The 15,873-nt window shown below is 70.1% G+C and carries 16 protein-coding genes and 3 tRNA genes; 4 read left to right on the top strand and 15 right to left on the bottom strand.

Going from position 1 to position 15,873, the window contains the following annotated elements:
• Nucleotides 1-211: 211 nt before the first annotated feature.
• Together rpmB and ACT3UF_RS17505 are read left to right on the top strand one after the other, a co-directional pair.
• Nucleotides 212-409 (top strand): 50S ribosomal protein L28, encoded by a 198-nt coding sequence (gene rpmB, locus ACT3UF_RS17510; protein ID WP_441445506.1) that lies wholly within the window; start codon nt 212-214, stop codon nt 407-409.
• A gap of 99 nt (nt 410-508) precedes the next feature.
• Nucleotides 509-1,252, top strand: a complete 744-nt coding sequence (locus tag ACT3UF_RS17505) for a Type 1 glutamine amidotransferase-like domain-containing protein (protein WP_442332103.1) — start codon at nt 509-511, stop codon at nt 1,250-1,252.
• A 3-nt stretch (nt 1,253-1,255) separates the two neighbouring features.
• Here ACT3UF_RS17505 and ACT3UF_RS17500 read toward each other — a convergent pair whose 3' ends face one another.
• From ACT3UF_RS17500 to thiL, 3 genes are all read right to left on the bottom strand, one after another.
• Nucleotides 1,256-2,248 (bottom strand): GNAT family N-acetyltransferase, encoded by a 993-nt coding sequence (locus ACT3UF_RS17500; RefSeq protein ID WP_444608450.1) that lies wholly within the window; start codon nt 2,246-2,248, stop codon nt 1,256-1,258.
• A complete protein-coding gene (locus tag ACT3UF_RS17495) occupies nt 2,245-3,321 on the bottom strand; it encodes an NAD(P)-dependent alcohol dehydrogenase (RefSeq protein ID WP_442332104.1) in 1,077 nt (358 codons plus the stop codon). Before ACT3UF_RS17495 ends, ACT3UF_RS17500 begins: the two co-directional genes overlap by 4 nt.
• Nucleotides 3,322-3,384: 63 nt before the next feature.
• Entirely contained in the window at nt 3,385-4,452 is a 1,068-nt protein-coding gene (thiL, locus tag ACT3UF_RS17490; protein ID WP_442332105.1) for a thiamine-phosphate kinase, read from the bottom strand.
• Nucleotides 4,453-4,485: 33 nt separating this feature from the next.
• Here thiL and ACT3UF_RS17485 point away from each other — a divergent pair, with 33 nt between their 5' ends.
• A complete protein-coding gene (locus tag ACT3UF_RS17485; RefSeq protein WP_444592509.1) occupies nt 4,486-4,983 on the top strand; it encodes a DUF3515 family protein in 498 nt (165 codons plus the stop codon).
• Between the two features lie 31 nt (nt 4,984-5,014).
• Here the strand turns inward: ACT3UF_RS17485 and ACT3UF_RS17480 are convergent, their stop codons facing one another.
• The 7 genes from ACT3UF_RS17480 to leuC form a co-directional block, all read right to left on the bottom strand.
• A complete protein-coding gene (locus ACT3UF_RS17480) occupies nt 5,015-6,130 on the bottom strand; it encodes a D-alanine--D-alanine ligase family protein (protein ID WP_441445512.1) in 1,116 nt (371 codons plus the stop codon).
• 23 nt (nt 6,131-6,153) lie between these two features.
• Nucleotides 6,154-7,152 carry an NAD(P)H-dependent glycerol-3-phosphate dehydrogenase gene (locus ACT3UF_RS17475; RefSeq protein WP_441445513.1) on the bottom strand — a complete coding sequence of 333 codons (999 nt, stop codon included), beginning with the start codon at nt 7,150-7,152 and terminating at the stop codon, nt 6,154-6,156.
• Complete coding sequence (locus ACT3UF_RS17470) at nt 7,149-7,955, bottom strand: lysophospholipid acyltransferase family protein (RefSeq protein WP_442332107.1); 807 nt, start codon at nt 7,953-7,955, stop codon at nt 7,149-7,151. Before ACT3UF_RS17470 ends, ACT3UF_RS17475 begins: the two co-directional genes overlap by 4 nt.
• A complete protein-coding gene (locus tag ACT3UF_RS17465; RefSeq protein ID WP_441445515.1) occupies nt 7,952-8,533 on the bottom strand; it encodes a hypothetical protein in 582 nt (193 codons plus the stop codon). The genes ACT3UF_RS17470 and ACT3UF_RS17465 overlap by 4 nt, the downstream gene beginning before the upstream one ends.
• Complete coding sequence (gene murA / locus ACT3UF_RS17460; protein WP_441445516.1) at nt 8,533-9,852, bottom strand: UDP-N-acetylglucosamine 1-carboxyvinyltransferase; 1,320 nt, start codon at nt 9,850-9,852, stop codon at nt 8,533-8,535. Before murA ends, ACT3UF_RS17465 begins: the two co-directional genes overlap by 1 nt.
• Before the next feature lie 125 nt (nt 9,853-9,977).
• Nucleotides 9,978-10,592 carry a 3-isopropylmalate dehydratase small subunit gene (gene leuD, locus ACT3UF_RS17455; protein WP_441445517.1) on the bottom strand — a complete coding sequence of 205 codons (615 nt, stop codon included), beginning with the start codon at nt 10,590-10,592 and terminating at the stop codon, nt 9,978-9,980.
• A 14-nt stretch (nt 10,593-10,606) separates the two neighbouring features.
• Nucleotides 10,607-12,046: a 3-isopropylmalate dehydratase large subunit gene (gene leuC / locus ACT3UF_RS17450; RefSeq protein ID WP_441445518.1), complete on the bottom strand. Its 1,440-nt coding sequence runs from the start codon at nt 12,044-12,046 to the stop codon at nt 10,607-10,609.
• Nucleotides 12,047-12,187: 141 nt separating this feature from the next.
• On the opposite strand from leuC, the gene ACT3UF_RS17445 reads away from it, so the two are divergent.
• Entirely contained in the window at nt 12,188-12,922 is a 735-nt protein-coding gene (locus ACT3UF_RS17445; RefSeq protein ID WP_444592510.1) for an IclR family transcriptional regulator, read from the top strand.
• 37 nt (nt 12,923-12,959) lie between these two features.
• Here the strand turns inward: ACT3UF_RS17445 and ACT3UF_RS17440 are convergent, their stop codons facing one another.
• From ACT3UF_RS17440 to gltX, 5 genes are all read right to left on the bottom strand, one after another.
• Nucleotides 12,960-13,778: a universal stress protein gene (locus ACT3UF_RS17440; protein WP_444592511.1), complete on the bottom strand. Its 819-nt coding sequence runs from the start codon at nt 13,776-13,778 to the stop codon at nt 12,960-12,962.
• An 81-nt stretch (nt 13,779-13,859) separates the two neighbouring features.
• Nucleotides 13,860-13,932 (bottom strand) — tRNA-Glu (locus ACT3UF_RS17435).
• Nucleotides 13,933-13,959: 27 nt separating this feature from the next.
• A tRNA-Glu gene (locus tag ACT3UF_RS17430) sits at nt 13,960-14,032 on the bottom strand.
• A gap of 33 nt (nt 14,033-14,065) precedes the next feature.
• Nucleotides 14,066-14,137 (bottom strand) — tRNA-Gln (locus ACT3UF_RS17425).
• Nucleotides 14,138-14,318: 181 nt separating this feature from the next.
• Nucleotides 14,319-15,866 (bottom strand): glutamate--tRNA ligase, encoded by a 1,548-nt coding sequence (gene gltX / locus ACT3UF_RS17420; protein WP_444592512.1) that lies wholly within the window; start codon nt 15,864-15,866, stop codon nt 14,319-14,321.
• Nucleotides 15,867-15,873 lie beyond the last annotated feature (7 nt).

Below are 15,873 nucleotides of genomic sequence, written 5' to 3'. Positions count from 1 at the left end.
GTGCCACCATCCGGCAGTGCCGTGATGGAATCCACATGGGGAGGAAGCGTCCCCCGCTTCTGACCCGCGAGCATCTGGGCTATGATTCCGTGGTTGCCCTGACCTCCGGGGGGTCGCACCTCCGTGCTCACCCAGGTCACCGACCCCGCCGTTCCGGCGCGGGGGTGGAGCGGGCACCGCGATCAGAACATCGACGTACCAGGAGACGACAGTGGCTGCTTCCACGTGTGACATCTGCGCCAAGGCCCCGAGCTTCGGCAAGACCGTGTCTCACTCGCACCGCCGCACCTCGCGTCGCTGGAACCCGAACATCCAGTCCGTCCGCACTGTGATCAACGGCACCAGCAAGCGCGTGAACGTGTGCACCTCCTGCCTCAAGGCAGGCAAGGTCAGCACGCTCGGTGCCTGAGCGAGACCGCACAGCATTCATCCACGAGAGCCCTCACCCGATCGGGTGAGGGCTCTCGTGCATTCCGGGCGCGCTGCACCAGCCCACCGAGGAGACTCCATGCCCGCGTCAGCACCCACCATCCTGGCCACCAGCGCCGGCTACCGGCCACATCCCCGGCTGCGCTTCGGCTTCGGCCCGATGATGGCCTTCGCGATCGAGCTCGGGCAGGAACGCGGGCCTCGCACCGACGGGCCCCCGCGGATCTGCAACATCGGCACCGCGAGCGGTGATGACAAGGGCTTCCAGCGAGATATGGAAGAAGCGGCAAGGGACGCGGGATACGTCCTGCACCATCTGAGCCTGTTCACCCAGCCGAACGTCGAGGACATCGAGTCCTATCTGCGCGGGTTCGACGTCATCTGGGTGAACGGCGGCTCGGTCGTGAACCTGCTCGCGGTATGGCGCGCGCACGGCCTGCCCGAGATCCTCCACCGGCTCTGGCAGGACGGCGTGGTGCTGGCCGGGATCTCCGCGGGGTCGATCTGCTGGTTCGAGGGCGGGGCCACCGACTCCTTCGGCCCGGATCTGCAGCCGGTGACGAACGGCCTGGGCTTCCTGCCCGGCGCCAACGGCGTGCACATGGACTCCGAGGCCGGTCGCCGGCCGCTGCTGCGAGAGCTGGTGGCCGACGGGACACTGGGTGCCGCCCTCTGCACCGACGACGGCACGGGCCTGCTGTTCCGCGGCACCGAGCTGGTCGAGGCGGTCGCGGAAGTCGACGGGGTGCGGGTCACGCGGATCGAGCGCGGGGCCGACGGTGACGCCGTGGAGGCCGATCTGCCGGTACGACGCCTGCACTGAGGATCAGGGCACGTCGCGCAGCAGCGCGGTGAGGCCGTTCGGGATCTCGACAAGGTGCACCGGATCCACCTCGGTGCGCCGCAGGGTGGCCAGCAGCGGGGCGGCGTGCGGGTCGGTGGGATGGTTGTCGAAGTCGACGGTCTCCGTGCCCAGCTCCCGCAGGCCCTCGAGCAGAGCGGCGAGGCAGAGGGCGACATCGGCACGGGCCGTCGGGGCCGACGCATCGATCGCCTCGAGGGCTCCTTCTCGGTGCCGGCCGACTCTCGCGCCCTCGTCCTCGTCCCTGCCCTCGTCTTCGTCCTCGCCCTCGTCCGCGCGGTAGAGGTCGGCCAGCGCCGTGATCTCGCCGCCGCGGATCACAGCCCAGGAGTGCTCGTGCACGGACTCCTCATAGAACTCCTCCCCCACCTCGGGACGGAGCACCTCACGGGAGGCGGTGGGCGACCAGCTGGCGTGCTGCCAGGTGTAGCGGTCGGTGAGGGCGTCGACGAGCTGCTCGCGCGGGAGCTCGGTCCAGGGGACGGCGCGAGCGGTGCCGTCGTGGGACGCGCTGACCGCGGCGCACCAGCGGGCGGTGCGATCCGCTGAGACATCGACTCTCAGCAACGGGACCTCGAGGTAGGCCACCGCCCCCTGCGCGCGCAGGAAGCCGTCACGCTCCGAGCCGGGCACCACCTTGCTGGACAATGGATTATCACTGTAACTGCCGAGTTCGTGGAGAAGCGCTGTTCCGTGGCCAAGGCGGCGGTACCCCTCCTCGATCTCGAGCTCGACCAGATCGCGGTCGGGATGGACGACGTTGCGGCCGATACGGCCCACCCCGATCACGCGCGACTCCCCGGAGATGGGGTCGTCGACGTCGAGCACGAGCGCACGGAAGCCCTCGCGCCAGCCATCCGGCTTCAGCCACTCGAAACGGTTCCCGTCGCGGTCGACGTCGGCCGGCGTGGCGGGACGGAATCGTCGCGCCACGCCGGCCTCGCCCCCGTCGTTCACTCCGCTGCGGCGTCCGCGAAGGTGGAGGTGTCGATCACGGCACGGAAGTGCACATCGCCGGCGACCACGCGGTCGTAGGCGGCGTCCGCCTCCCCGACCCCGATGACCTCGATCTTCGCGGCGAGGCCGTGCTCGGCGCAGAAGTCGAGCATCTCCTGGGTCTCGGCGATGCCGCCGATGTTGGAGCCGGCGAGCACCTTGTTGCCGCCGATCAGTGAGCCGAAGCCGACGGGCTGCTTCGCCGGCGGGAGGCCCACGACCGCCATCACGCCGCGCGGCGTGAGCAGGCGCAGGTACTTGTCCACGGGGATGTCGGCGCTGATGGTGTTCAGGATCAGGTCGAACTCGCCGCGGTGGTCGCTGAAGAAGTTCTCGTCGGTGGTGGCGAGGACCCGCTGCGCGCCGAGCTCGAGGGCATCCTGCTCCTTCTTCAGGGAGCGGGAGAGCACGGTGACCTCGGCGCCCATCGCTGCCGCGAGCTGCACGCCCATGTGTCCGAGCCCGCCGAGGCCCAGCACCGCGACGCGCTTGGCGCGGCCGTCGACCTGCTCCCCGGCGCCCCAGCGGCGCAGCGGGGCGTAGGTGGTGATGCCGGCGCAGAGCAGCGGAGCGGCGGCGGCGAAGGAGAGCTCGTCAGGGATCCGGCACACGAAGCGCTCGTTGACCACGACCTTCTCGGCATAGCCGCCCTGGGTGACGGTGCCGTCGACGTCCTTCGCGTTGTAGGTGCCGACGTTGCCCTCCAGGCAGTTCTGCTCCTGGCCGGCGCGGCACTCCTCGCAGTTCCCGCAGGAGTTCACCATGCAGCCCACACCCACGCGGTCCCCGACCTTCCAGTCGGTGACAGACTCGCCGACCGCGGAGACGACGCCCGCGATCTCGTGACCGACGGTGAGCGGGAAGCTCGCCTCGCCCCATTCGTTGCGGATCGTGTGGATGTCGCTGTGGCAGATCCCGGCAGCCTCGATGGCGATGACCACGTCATCAGCGCGCGGGTCCCGGCGCTCGATGGTGGTGACGCGGAACGGCTGGTCGGGGCCGGTCTTCTGCAGGGCCTTGACGGTGATCGGCATGGAAATTCCTCCGGCGGGTCGTGTTCTTGGCGCGGAGAGCGCCGCCGACCAGCCTAACCGCGCTCAGGCGAAGTGATCGAAGCCCTCGCCCTGGATGGGCACGCCGTCCAGCAGCACTGTGGGACCTTGCGGCCCGGCGGGCAGGATCCTGCCGATCGGGCGGAACCCCTCCGGCACCTCCCCCGGGGCGAAAGCGGCGAGCATCGCATGCTCCTCCCCGCCGTGGAGCACCCAGCTCCAGGGGTCGGCACCGAGCTCCGCGGCGAGGCTTGCGAGCTGCGCGACGTCAGGGGCCAGCGCGTTGCGGTCGAGGTCGAGCGTGACGTCGGCGGCCCGGGCCAGCCTGCCTCCGTCGCGGACCAGCCCGTCGGACAGATCCATCATGGCGTGGGCCGTGCGGCCGCCGGTCCAGCCCAGCGAGAGATCCGGGTCCGGGGCGTCATGCCAGCGCACCAGCTCTGCCGCCGACGGGTCGGCGATGTCCCTGAGCATGATCGTGGGGTGGGTGCCGTCCGGGGCATGGACCAGCGCCCGCCGCCCCAGCACCAGGGCGAGGCCGGCGGCCGAGCGGCCCAGACGGGGAGACCCGATCGCGAGGACATCCCCCGCGCGGGAACCGGTGCGGCAGATGGCCGGCTGCGTCTCGGGCAGCGAGCCCATCGCGGTGACCGTGAGGACCAGCTGATCGGCGCGTCCCAGGTCGCCGCCGACGATGCTCGCCCCCTCTGCCTCCGCGCGTGCCGCCAGGCCGATCGTGAGGTCCTCGAAGACCGCCCCCGGAGTGTCGGCAGGGGCGGAGATCGCGACCACGAGGGCCAGTGGCCGAGCACCCATGGCGGCGACATCGGCAAGGTTCTGGACTGCCGCCTTGTGCCCGATCCATCGGGCGGTGGTGGCGTGCGTCAGGAAATCATGCCCCTCGACCAGGGAGTCGGTGGTGACCACCAGGCGCGGGGAGGGCAGGTGCACCACTGCGGCATCATCTCCGGGCCCCACCTGCACCTCGGCGCCGTGGCTCAGGTGCGGGAGCATGCGGGCCAGGAGCGCGGCCTCGCCGCGGGGGGTGCTGTGGGGAGTGCTGCGGGGGGCTCCGTCATGTGGAGTGTCCTCGTGGGGGGTGTCGCCTGCCATGCTCCCAGTGTGCCCGACCGGTAGGCTCTCCGAGTGCTCCGATCCCGCCTGCTCGCCCTTCCCGCCGCCGGCCTGATGGCCCTGGGCCTGGTCTCCTGCGGCACCGTCACAGTGCCCGCGGGGGCCGATGCCGCGAACCCGGTCTGCGCCGACATCGTGCTCGGCGCCCCGCCCGAGGTGCTGGGCATGGAGCGCGCGGAGACCTCGAGCCAGGGCACCGTCGCCTGGGGCAGCGGCGAGGACACGATCGTGATGCGCTGCGGCGTGACTCCGCCCGGTCCCACCACCGACCTCTGCACCACCCTCGCCGATGGCGACGGGGTGGAGGTGGACTGGATCGTCCGCGAGCTCGAGGACGAGGTGTTCCTGTACACGACCTACGGCCGGGAGCCTGCGGTCGACGTCTCGGTGCCGAGGTCGGCCGCGCCGGATCAGCCGTCGGGCGCCGCTCTGGCCCTCTCCCAGGTGATCAGCCGGAACATCGAGGCGACGGACTTCTGCATCGGCCCGGGCGACCAGCCCGCGCAGTAGCGCCCAGCGGTCAGGGCTCAGAGCTCAGTGCTCAGCGGGGTCCCAGGCGGCGCTTCCGCGCCTGCTCGATCAGCTCGGCGATGAGGTCCGCATAGCTCAGCCCCATGTGCTCCCAGAGCACCGGGAACATCGAGTACGGGGTGAAGCCCGGCATCGTGTTGACCTCGTTGATCAGCACCCGACGGTCGCGGGTGACGAACATGTCCACGCGCGCCAGCCCCTCCAGGCCCAGCGCCGTGAAGGCGCGGGAGGCGATCTCGCGAGCCTCCTCGAGCATGTCATCGGGCAGGCCGGCGGGCACGTCGATGCTCACGGTGCCCTTGCCGAAGTACTTCGCCTCGTAGTCGTAGAACTCGAGGTCGTCGCCGACCTTCACCTCCCCGGGCAGCGTGGTGCTGGGCTCTCCGCCGTCGCGGCCCTGCAGCACACCGCACTCGACCTCGCGGGCGTCGAGCCCCTCCTCCACCAGCACCTTGGGGTCCTCGGCGAAGGCGGTCTTGATCGCGATCTCGAGCTCGGCGGGATCGGTCACCTTGGTGACGCCCAGGCTCGAGCCGGCACGGGCGGGCTTGACGAACCAGGGCAGCGGGTGGTTCTTGCGCAGATAGGTGAGGACGCGGTGCGATTCGCTGGCCCAGCGGTCCTCGTGGACGACGATCCCAGGGGCGCATTCGAGGCCGACGGCACGCAGCACGAGCTTCGTCGCGGCCTTGTCCATCGCGGCGGCGGAGGCGAGCACCCCGCTGCCCACGTAGGGGATGTCCAGCATCTCGAGCATGCCCTGGACGGTGCCGTCCTCGCCGTAGGCCCCGTGCAGGAGCGGCCACACGACATCGATGTCCGCAAGCTCGTGGACCGTGCCGTCGCGGAGGGTGCGCAGGGTGATCGGCTCCCCCGGGCGGTGGCGGGTGCTGGGAAGCAGCACCTCGTGCCCGGAGGCGTCGACCTCGGGGGCGCGTCCGTCGACCAGGGTCCAGTCGCTCGGGTCGTCGGAGACATGGATCCAGCGGCCTTCGCGCGTGATGCCGATGGCGATCACGGCGAAGCGCTCGCGATCGATCGCGGCCAGGATGCCGCCGGCGGTCACGCACGAGATGCCGTGCTCCCCGCTGCGGCCGCCGAACAGGAGGGCGACGGTGGTTCTCATGGGCCAAGGATATTCACTGTTGGTCACTCCGGGCGCACCGAGCGTGCCAGCAGTGCCGTGGTGACCTCTTCCATACGGGCGCCGTGATCCACGACCGCGACCACGGCGCGGGTGATGGGCATGTCCACGTCGAGGCGGGCGGCGAGCTCGGCGACGGCGCGAGCGGTGGCGACCCCCTCGGCGGTCTGCCCGACCTCGGCGGCGGCCGCAGCGACGTCGAGGCCGCGGCCGAGAGCGAGGCCCAGGCGGTGGTTGCGGCTCAGCGGCGACGAGCAGGTGGCCACCAGGTCCCCCATCCCGGCGAGGCCGGAGAAGGTCTCTCGCCGACCGCCGAGGGCGACGCCGAGCCGGGTGATCTCTGCGAGCCCGCGGGTGATCAGGGAGGCGGTGGTGTTGTGACCGTGGCCGAGCCCGACCGCCGCACCGACCGCGATCGCGATCACGTTCTTCACCGCTCCGGCGATCTCCACGCCGATGACGTCGGTGGAAGTGTAGGCGCGGAGGTACGGCGCCTCGCTCCAGGCGGCCAGGACGTCCGCGAGCGCCTGGGAGGGGGCGGCGACGACCGACGCGCAGGGGCGGCGCTCGGCGATCTCCGCCGAGAGGTTCGGACCCGAGAGCACCCCGATGCGCTCCGGGTCGACTCCCCCGGCCTCGGCGATGATCTGGCTGATGCGAGCATCAGTACCGCGCTCGATGCCCTTGGTCAGCGACAGCACCGGCACCTCTGGCAGCTCTGGCCACGGGGCGAGGGTGGCCCGCATCGACTGGGCGGGGATCGCGACCACCAGCCCGTGGACTCCCTCGAGCGCCTCCTCGAGGCGAGAGGTGCTGTGGATCGACTCGGGAAGTCGATGCTCGCGGAGGTAGGTGCTGTTGCGATGCTGTTCGCGGATCTCGCGGGCGACCTCCTCACGGCGGGCCCACAGCGTGACCTCGGCGCCGCCGTCGGCGAGCACCTGGGCGAAGGTGGTGCCCCAGCTTCCGGCGCCGAGCACGGCGAGACGGGTGGTCGATGTCATGTGATCTGCTTCCAGGCTCGAAATCCGTGCTGGGGCCTGCCTACCTCAGGACGATGGGCATCCGTGCGGCCGTCGTGCAGCTCCTGTGGGGGCTGCTGACCACGCAGCTGTCCCAGCAGCTCCGCGATCTTCATCATCAGCTCCTCGGTGACGCGCAGGGCGGCCTGCTGGGTGGTCTCGCCATCCAGCTGCGACACCGTGAAGGGCTCTCCGACCAGCATCTGCACATGACGGCCGGGTCTCGGTCGCGGCAGCGGGGAGCCGACGGGCCACAAGGCCCGCCCGCCCCAGGTCGCGATCGGCAGCAGCGGGGCCCCGGTGTCCAGGGCCAGCCGCGCGGCACCGACCCGGCCCCGCATCGGCCACAGCTCGCGGTCGCGGGTGTACGTGCCCTCGGGGAAGAGCATGATCAGCTCGCCGCGCGCGAGGGCGGCGCGGGCATCGGCCAGGGCATCGCTGCTGCGAGAGGTGCCGCGCCGCACCGGGATCTGGCGCGCGGCGCGCAGCAGGGCGCCGAGCACCGGGACCCGGAACAGGGTCTCCTTGGCTAGGAAGCGCGGAGCGATCCCGTGGGCCTGGAGAAGATGCCCGTAGCCGAAGGCGTCGAAGGCGCTCAGATGGTTCCCGCAGGCGATCACCGCTCCCGCTTCCTGGGGCAGGCGCTCGACTCCCTGCCAGCGTGGGCGGGACAGCAGGGCGATCAGGGGGCGCAGCGGGAGCTGCGCGAGGCCGATCACGAGTCCTGCCTGTCGCTCGGGCCTCCGGGCGGTGCCGATGTCCCAGCTGCGCAGCAGGGACGTCATCGTGCTGCCGAGGGGCCTCGGCCCAGAGCCTTCCGCGAGACCTGTCCGGTCAGCGAGGCGGCTGCGGGGTTGCCCGCCAGCGCGCGTCGGCGCAGGGTGGTGGGAGCCCGCCGCGCCAGGGTGTTGACCGCAGCGGCGTGCATCAGCCGACGGGGCGCGAAGGCCAGGCGGCCACGCACTGATCGGAACTTCACCGCGGTGGTGACCTGCAGCAGCTCGCCGCCGGGGAGCAGTGCGACCCCGATCCGCACGGTCAGCTTCTCGTCGTCGTCGATGATCAGCGCCTCGGAGCCGAGCACCTCGTCCGCGACGAACTCCTTCTGCGGCGGCGGGACCATGTCGAACAGCCGGATGGCCTCGTCGCGCAGTGCCCGCAGGCCTCGGGAGGTCAGCGGGGTGTTCTCGTGGGAGAAGATCGCGTCCGCCCAGACCCGGGGGTCCGGCTCATCGACCCCGGCGGTGGGCACGATCACGACATCGCAGTAGTCGGGGATCGGGATGTCCCGCAGTGCGAGGGAGCCTGCCGCTCCGGCCACCGGGCCGGTGATCTGGCTGGCAGGCAGCTCCTCCGCCGCCATCAGCCCTCCTCCCAGAATTCGCCGCCGAGGGCTCCGAGCTTGTCGCGGAAGGATTCGTACCCGCGGTCGATGAGGTCGATGCCGCGGATGGTCGAGACCCCTTCGGCACCCAGCGCCGCGATCAGGTACGAGAAGCCGCCGCGCAGATCGGGGACGGTGATGTCCGCGCCGTGCAGCGAGTTGGGGCCGGAGACCACTGCGGAGTGGTTGTAGTTGGAGCGGCCGAAGCGGCAGCTCGACCCGCCCAGGCATTCGCGGTAGACCTGGATGCGGGCTCCCATGTCGTTCAGCGCGGAGGTGAACCCCAGACGGTTCTCGTACACCGTCTCGTGGAGGATCGAGATGCCGTCGGCCTGGGTGAGGGCGACCACCAGCGGCTGCTGCCAGTCGGTCATGAAGCCGGGATGGACATCGGTCTCCAGGGCGATCGCCTTGAGCGGGGTGCCGGGATGGAAGAAGCGGATCCCGTCCTCGCGGATCTCCATCCCGCCGCCGATCTTGCGGAAGATGTTCAGGAAGGTCGCCATCGGCTTCTGCTGGGCGCCGCGCACGAAGACGGACCCCTTGGTGACCAGTGCCGCGCAGGCCCACGAGCCCGCCTCGATGCGGTCGGTCAGTGCCGTGTGCTGGTATCCGCCCAGACGGTCGACGCCCTCGATCGTGATGGTGCGGTCGGTCTGCAGGGAGATCAGGGCACCCATCTTCTGCAGCACCGCGATCAGGTCCTCGATCTCGGGCTCGACCGCGGCGTTCGTGAGCTCCGTGATGCCCCTGGCGCGGACCGCTGTCAGCAGGACCTGCTCGGTCGCGCCGACGCTCGGATACTCGAGATGGATCTTCGTGCCGGTGAGCCCGTTCGGCGCGGTGATGTAGATGCCCATCTCGCGCTTGTCCACGACCGCGCCGAAGCTGCGCAGCACATCGAGGTGGTAGTTGATGGGGCGGTCACCGATCCGGCAGCCGCCGAGATCGGGGATGATCGCCTCGCCGAGCCGATGCAGCAGCGGGCCGCAGAACAGGATCGGGATCCGCGAGCTGCCCGCATGGGCGTCGATATCGGCGACGTGCGCTTGCTCGACGTTCGAGGGATCCAGCCGCAGCGTGCCCTCGGCGACGTCGTGCTCGATCTTGACGCCGTGGATCGAGAGCAGGTTCGAGACGATCCGCACGTCGGAGATGTCGGGAACCGAGCGCAGGATGCTCGGCTCCTCCCCCAGCAGCGCCGCGACCATCGCCTTCGAGACCAGGTTCTTCGCCCCGCGCACAGTGATCTCACCGTCGAGGGGCCGTCCTCCGCGCACATGGAATGTCGAACTCATGGTGTCCTTGCCTTGACGGTCGGACGCCCGTGGACGCCGCTCTCTGACCGGGTCACCATACCGGAGGGACCTCGGCGGGAGCCGGAACCCGGCTCCCGGCCCGAGAGGTGGTCAGACAGAGGCTCTCAGTCCGAGTCGGCGGTGCGGGCCGGCAGGGTCTTCGGCATCCAGGACGGGCGCGTCGCCTCGAAGTCGGTGATGTCCTGCTCGTGGCGCATGGTCAGGCCGATGTCGTCCAGGCCCTCCATGAGGCGCCAGCGGGTGTAGTCGTCGACCTCGAAGCGGAAGGTGCTGTCCCCGGCGTGGGCCTGACGGTTCTCCAGGTCCACGGTCACCTCGGTGCCGGGGTTCTCCTCGAGGATCTTCCACAACTGCTCGAGATCGTCCTGCGACAGGATCCCGGCGACCAGGCCCTGCTTGCCGGCGTTGCCGCGGAAGATCTCCGCGAAGCGGGTGGACAGCACGGCTTTGAAACCGTAGTCGCGCAGCGCCCAGACCGCATGCTCGCGGGAGGAGCCGGTGCCGAAGTCGGGGCCGGCCACCAGCACCGAGCCCTTCGCGTAGGCGGGCTGGTTCAGCACGAACTCGGGGTCGTTGGTGCGCCAGGCGTTGAACAGTCCGTCGTCGAAGCCGGTCTTGGTGACGCGCTTGAGGTAGACGGCGGGGATGATCTGGTCGGTGTCGACGTTGCTGCGACGCAGCGGGACACCGATGCCGGTGTGGGTCGTGAAGGCTTCCATGGAGATGCTCCTGGTCAGGCGACGGGCTGGAGGTCGGAGGGCGCGGAGTCCGCACCGAGGTCCGACGGCGAGGACAGGGTGCCGCGCACGGCGGTGGCGGCAGCCACCACCGGGGAGACCAGGTGGGTGCGGCCACCCTTGCCCTGGCGGCCCTCGAAGTTGCGGTTCGAGGTGGAGGCGGCGCGCTCGCCCGGTGCCAGCTGGTCCGGATTCATGCCCAGGCACATCGAGCAGCCGGCCTGGCGCCATTCAGCACCGAAGTCCAGGAAGATGCGGTCCAGCCCCTCCTTCTCGGCCTGCAGGCGCACCCGGGCCGAGCCGGGGACGACCAGCACCCGCACATCGGGGTGCTTGCTCCGGCCCTCGAGCACCGAGGCGAACGCCCGCAGGTCCTCGATGCGGCCGTTGGTGCACGAGCCCATGAAGACGGTGTCGACCTTGATGTCCTTCAGCGGGGTGCCGGGGACCAGGTCCATGTACTCCAACGCGCGCTCGGCGGCGTTGCGGGCACTGTCGTCGGTGAAGTCCTCGGGCGCGGGGACCGAGGCGGACAGGGGCAGGCCCTGGCCCGGGTTCGTGCCCCAGGTGACGAAGGGCTCGAGCGTGTCCGCGTCGATGAACACCTCGGTGTCGAAGGTGGCGTCATCGTCGCTCCGCAGCGTCTTCCAATAGGCGACGGCCTCGTCCCAGTCCTTCCCCCGCGGCGCGTGGGGACGACCCTGGACGTACTCGAAGGTGGTCTCGTCGGGGGCGATCATGCCCGCACGCGCTCCCGCCTCGATGGACATGTTGCAGACGGTCATGCGGCCCTCCATGGAGAGCTGACGGATCGCCTCGCCGCGGTACTCGAGCACGTAGCCCGCGCCGCCGCCGGTGCCGATCTTCGCGATGACCGCGAGGATGATGTCCTTCGCGGTCACGCCCGGCTTCAGTGCGCCGTTCACGGTGATCGCCATGGTCTTGAAGGGGGTCAGCGGCAGCGTCTGGGTGGCGAGCACGTGCTCGACCTCGCTGGTGCCGATCCCGAAGGCCAGAGCCCCGAAGGCGCCGTGCGTCGAGGTGTGGGAGTCGCCGCACACCACGGTGATGCCGGGCATGGTCAGGCCCAGCTGCGGGCCGACCACGTGGACGATCCCCTGGTCGACGTCCCCGAGCGAGTGGATGCGCACGCCGAACTCCTCGGCGTTGCGGCGCAGCGTATCGATCTGGGTGCGCGAGGTGAGGTCCGCGATCGGCTTGTCGATGTCGATCGTGGGGGTGTTGTGATCCTCGGTCGCGATCGTCTGGTCGATCCGGCGCGGGCCACGGCCCTCCTGGCGGAGGCCGTCGAAGGCCTGCGGGCTGGTCACCTCGTGCAGGAGCTGGAGGTCGATGTACAGCAGGTCCGGTTCGCCGTTCTCTCCGCGACGGACCACGTGATCCGCCCAGACCTTCTCCGCGAGGGTCCCCGCCATATCGATCCTTCCCTGCGCCCCGGATGAGGGCGCGCTGCTGAATGCTGAGATGCACTCGGGGTGCGAGCGCTCGTCCCATGGTGGGCGGGTCCACGATGCGATGCACTTGCGTCTCACCAAATAAGACGGCAGTATCGGAGCATGGACAAGACCTCAGAGGAGAACGGCAGCGGCGTCGGCGTGCTGGACAAGGCGGCGATCGTCCTCGGCGCCCTCGAAGCCGGCCCCGCGACCCTCGCCCAGCTCGTGCAGTCGACGGGCCTCGCCCGGCCCACCGCGCACCGCCTCGCCGTCGCGCTCGAGTTCCACCATCTCGTCGCCCGCGACATGCAGGGACGCTTCGTCCTGGGCCCGCGCCTGGGCGAGCTCGCCGCCGCCGCCGGGGAGGACCGCCTGCTGGCCTCGGCCGGTCCCGTGCTGGCCGCGCTGCGTGACCACACCGGCGAATCCGCGCAGCTCTACCGTCGCCAGGGCGATCACCGCATCTGCGTGGCAGCGGCGGAGCGACCGATCGGGCTGCGGGACTCGGTGCCGCTGGGCGCCGCGCTCACCATGCGGGCAGGTTCCGCCGCCCAGATCCTGCTGGCCTGGGAGGAGCCCGACCGCCTGCATCGTGGGCTGCTCGGCGCCCGGTTCACCGCGACCCAGCTCTCCGCTGTGCGGCGGCGCGGATGGGCGCAGTCTATCGGCGAGCGCGAGCCCGGCGTGGGATCCGTCTCCTCCCCCGTGCGCGGTCCGAACGGGCGCGTGGTCGCGGCCCTGAGCATCTCCGGACCGATCGAGCGCATCACCCGTCAGCCGGGCCGCCTCCATGCGGCATCGGTCATGAGCTCGGCGAACCATCTCACCGAGCTGCTGCGCCGCGCAGGCTCCTGAGCACGCACGCCCGCAGCGTCAGTCCCGTCCCGCAGCGTCAGTCCCGCTCGATCCAGACCGGGGTGTTGGCGAAGCGCAGCACGTTGACCAGCTGACGAGGTGCGCCGACCTTGCCTCCCGCACCCGATGAACGCTCCCCTGCGACCACCATCAGGCAGGCGTCCTCGCTGGCCTGGACCAGCTGCTTCGGGCTGTCGGACGCGGCGATCGTCACGTCCCGCCCGAATACTCCCGGATGCGTCAACGAGATCCGCTGGGCGACGCCGGCGAGGATCTCCTGCGCCTGTTCCGGGGTGGTCTCCGGGCGCACGACCAGGTGGATGTCCCGCCCGTAGGCCTCTGCGAGGTCCGCGGCCCGGGTGACCACCTCCGTCGCGATCTCGTGATGCACCAGGCCGATCGGCCCCGTGCCGTCGACCCGTCCGCGGACCACCACCACGGGGCAGTAGGAGCGCGCCGCCAGCGCAAGGCTCTTGGACCCGACGATGAGGGTCATCAGACGCCCCATGCCGCGACCTCCGAGCACCAGCAGATCTGATTCCCTGCTGACCCCGACCAGTACCGGCACCGCATTGCCGTCGACGATCTCCGAGGTCACGGGAAGATCCGGATGCTCTTCGCGGATGATCCGGGTGGCATCGAGGATCAGGCTGTGCGCGGCATTGCGGAAGCCGGAGCCTGCCATCCCCGAGATCGGGTCGATGTTGACGTCGAGTTCGGTCCAGACGAAGGCGTGGACGAGATGGACGGTGCCGCCGACTGCGGCGGCATGGAGGGCGGCCCAGCGGACCGCCTGATCGGACTCGTCGGCATCGAAGACGCCGACCGTGATTCGGGGACCAGTGCTGTGCGTCATGTCACGACGATACTCTGCCCGCCCGGTGCAGGTCCGGAAATGACGAAGGAGCCGACACTGTGAAGTGTCGACTCCTGCTCGTACCCCGTACCGGATTTGAACCGGTGTTACCGCCGTGAGAGGGCGGCGTCCTAGGCCTCTAGACGAACGGGGCTGAAACGAGATCCGAAAATCTCGGTCGTACCCCGTACCGGATTTGAACCGGTGTTACCGCCGTGAGAGGGCGGCGTCCTAGGCCGCTAGACGAACGGGGCGCGGGCCATGCGGCAATGAAATGCCGCGTAGCGCTGGGGTACCAGGACTCGAACCTAGAACGACGGTACCAGAAACCGCTGTGTTGCCAATTACACCATACCCCATGGTGAGAAGTACTTTCTGCAGTCATTTCCGTCCTGTTCCCCGGCGGTTTCCGTGGAATTTCCGAACTGTTCTGCATGCCGTACCGAGGTAAGACTCTACCGGGTTCTCGGGCGGAGCACAAAGCGAGAAGGCCCCTGGACGCTGTGAGGCTCGGCACCCTGCCCCACAGCGTCCCCGGACTCAGCCCTCTGCAGCCAATCGGCCCTCTGCAGTCAATCGGCTGTGCAGCGAGCGCAGCCGGGCGAGGCTCGAGGGCTTGCCCAGCAGCTCCATCGACTCGAACAGGGGCGGAGAGATCCTGCGCCCGGAGATCGCGCTGCGCAGCGGCCCGAAGGCCAGGCGGGGCTTGACCCCCATGTCGTCGACGATCGCCCCGCGCAGTGCGGGCTCGAGTGCCTCAGCGGTGAAGGCGCCCTCGTCGATCGCCTCGACCTCACGGATCGCGCGCTCGAGCACTGCTGCGGGGTCATCGCCGAGCTTCTTCAGCGCATCGTCCTGGACCACGAGGTCCTCGTCGGCGGTGAACAGGAAGCCCATCAGCTCCGGCGCCTCGCCGAGAAGGTTCATCCGGGTCTGGACCAGCGGGACGGCCGCGGCGACCAGGGCGCGCTGCTGCTCGGTCACGTCCTCGCCCAGCACCCCGCCGGCCTGGAGGTACGGCAGCAGGCGCTCGGCGAGATCCGCCTCGGGCAGCAGACGGATGTGGTCCGCATTGATGGCGGTGGCCTTCTTGAGGTCGACGCGAGCCGGGTTGGGGTTCACGGCGGAGGCGTCGAAGCGCTCGACCAGCTGCGCACGGCTGAAGATGTCCTCGTCGGCGCTGTAGCCCCAGCCCAGCAGGGACAGGTAGTTCACCATGCCCTCCGGGATGAAGCCCTGCTTCCGATAGAGGAAGAGATCCGCCTGCGGATCGCGCTTGGAGAGCTTCTTGTTGCCCTCCCCCATCACGTAGGGCAGGTGCCCGAACTCGGGGATCCGCTCCGCGACGCCGATCTCGATCAGTGCCCGGTACAGCGCGATCTGGCGGGGAGTGGAGGAGAGGATGTCCTCGCCGCGCAGCACATGGGTGATCCGCATCAGCGCATCATCGATCGGGTTGACCAGCGTGTAGAGCGGCTTCCCGTTGGCGCGCACGACCACGAAGTCGGGAGTGGTGCCGGCCTTGAAGGTGATCTCGCCGCGCACCATGTCGGTGAAGGTGATGTCCTCCGCGGGCATCCGCAGGCGCCAGGTGGGCTCGCGACCCTCCGCGCGGAAGCCAGCTTTCTGCTCGTCGGTGAGGTCGCGGTCGTAGCCGTCGTACCCCAGCTGCGGATCCCGGCCCGCCGCCTTGTGGCGCTCCACGATCTCCTCCGCGGTGGAGAAGGACTCATAGATGCGTCCGGACGCCTTCAGCTTCTCGATGACGTCCTGGTAGATCTCTCCTCGCTGCGACTGACGATAGGGGCCGTCCGGCCCGCCCACCTCGACGCCCTCGTCCCAGTCGATGCCGAGCCAGCGCATCGCGTCGAGCAGCTGGTGGTAGGACTCCTCGCTGTCACGCGCGGCGTCGGTGTCCTCGATGCGGAAGATCAGCTTCCCGCCGTGATGGCGGGCATGGGCCCAGTTGAACAGGGCGGTGCGCACCATCCCCACATGAGGGGTGCCCGTGGGGCTGGGGCAGAAACGGACGCGGACCTCGTCGGCAGCGCCGGTCGGGGTCGAGGTCGGGGCGGGGGCGGTGGTCACGCGGGGT

Source organism: Brachybacterium sp. AOP24-D1-21 (assembly GCF_052378665.1).
Taxonomy (GTDB): domain Bacteria; phylum Actinomycetota; class Actinomycetes; order Actinomycetales; family Dermabacteraceae; genus Brachybacterium.
Note: the sequence above shows the minus strand (reverse complement) of the source record. Positions and strands in the feature narration are given on the sequence as shown.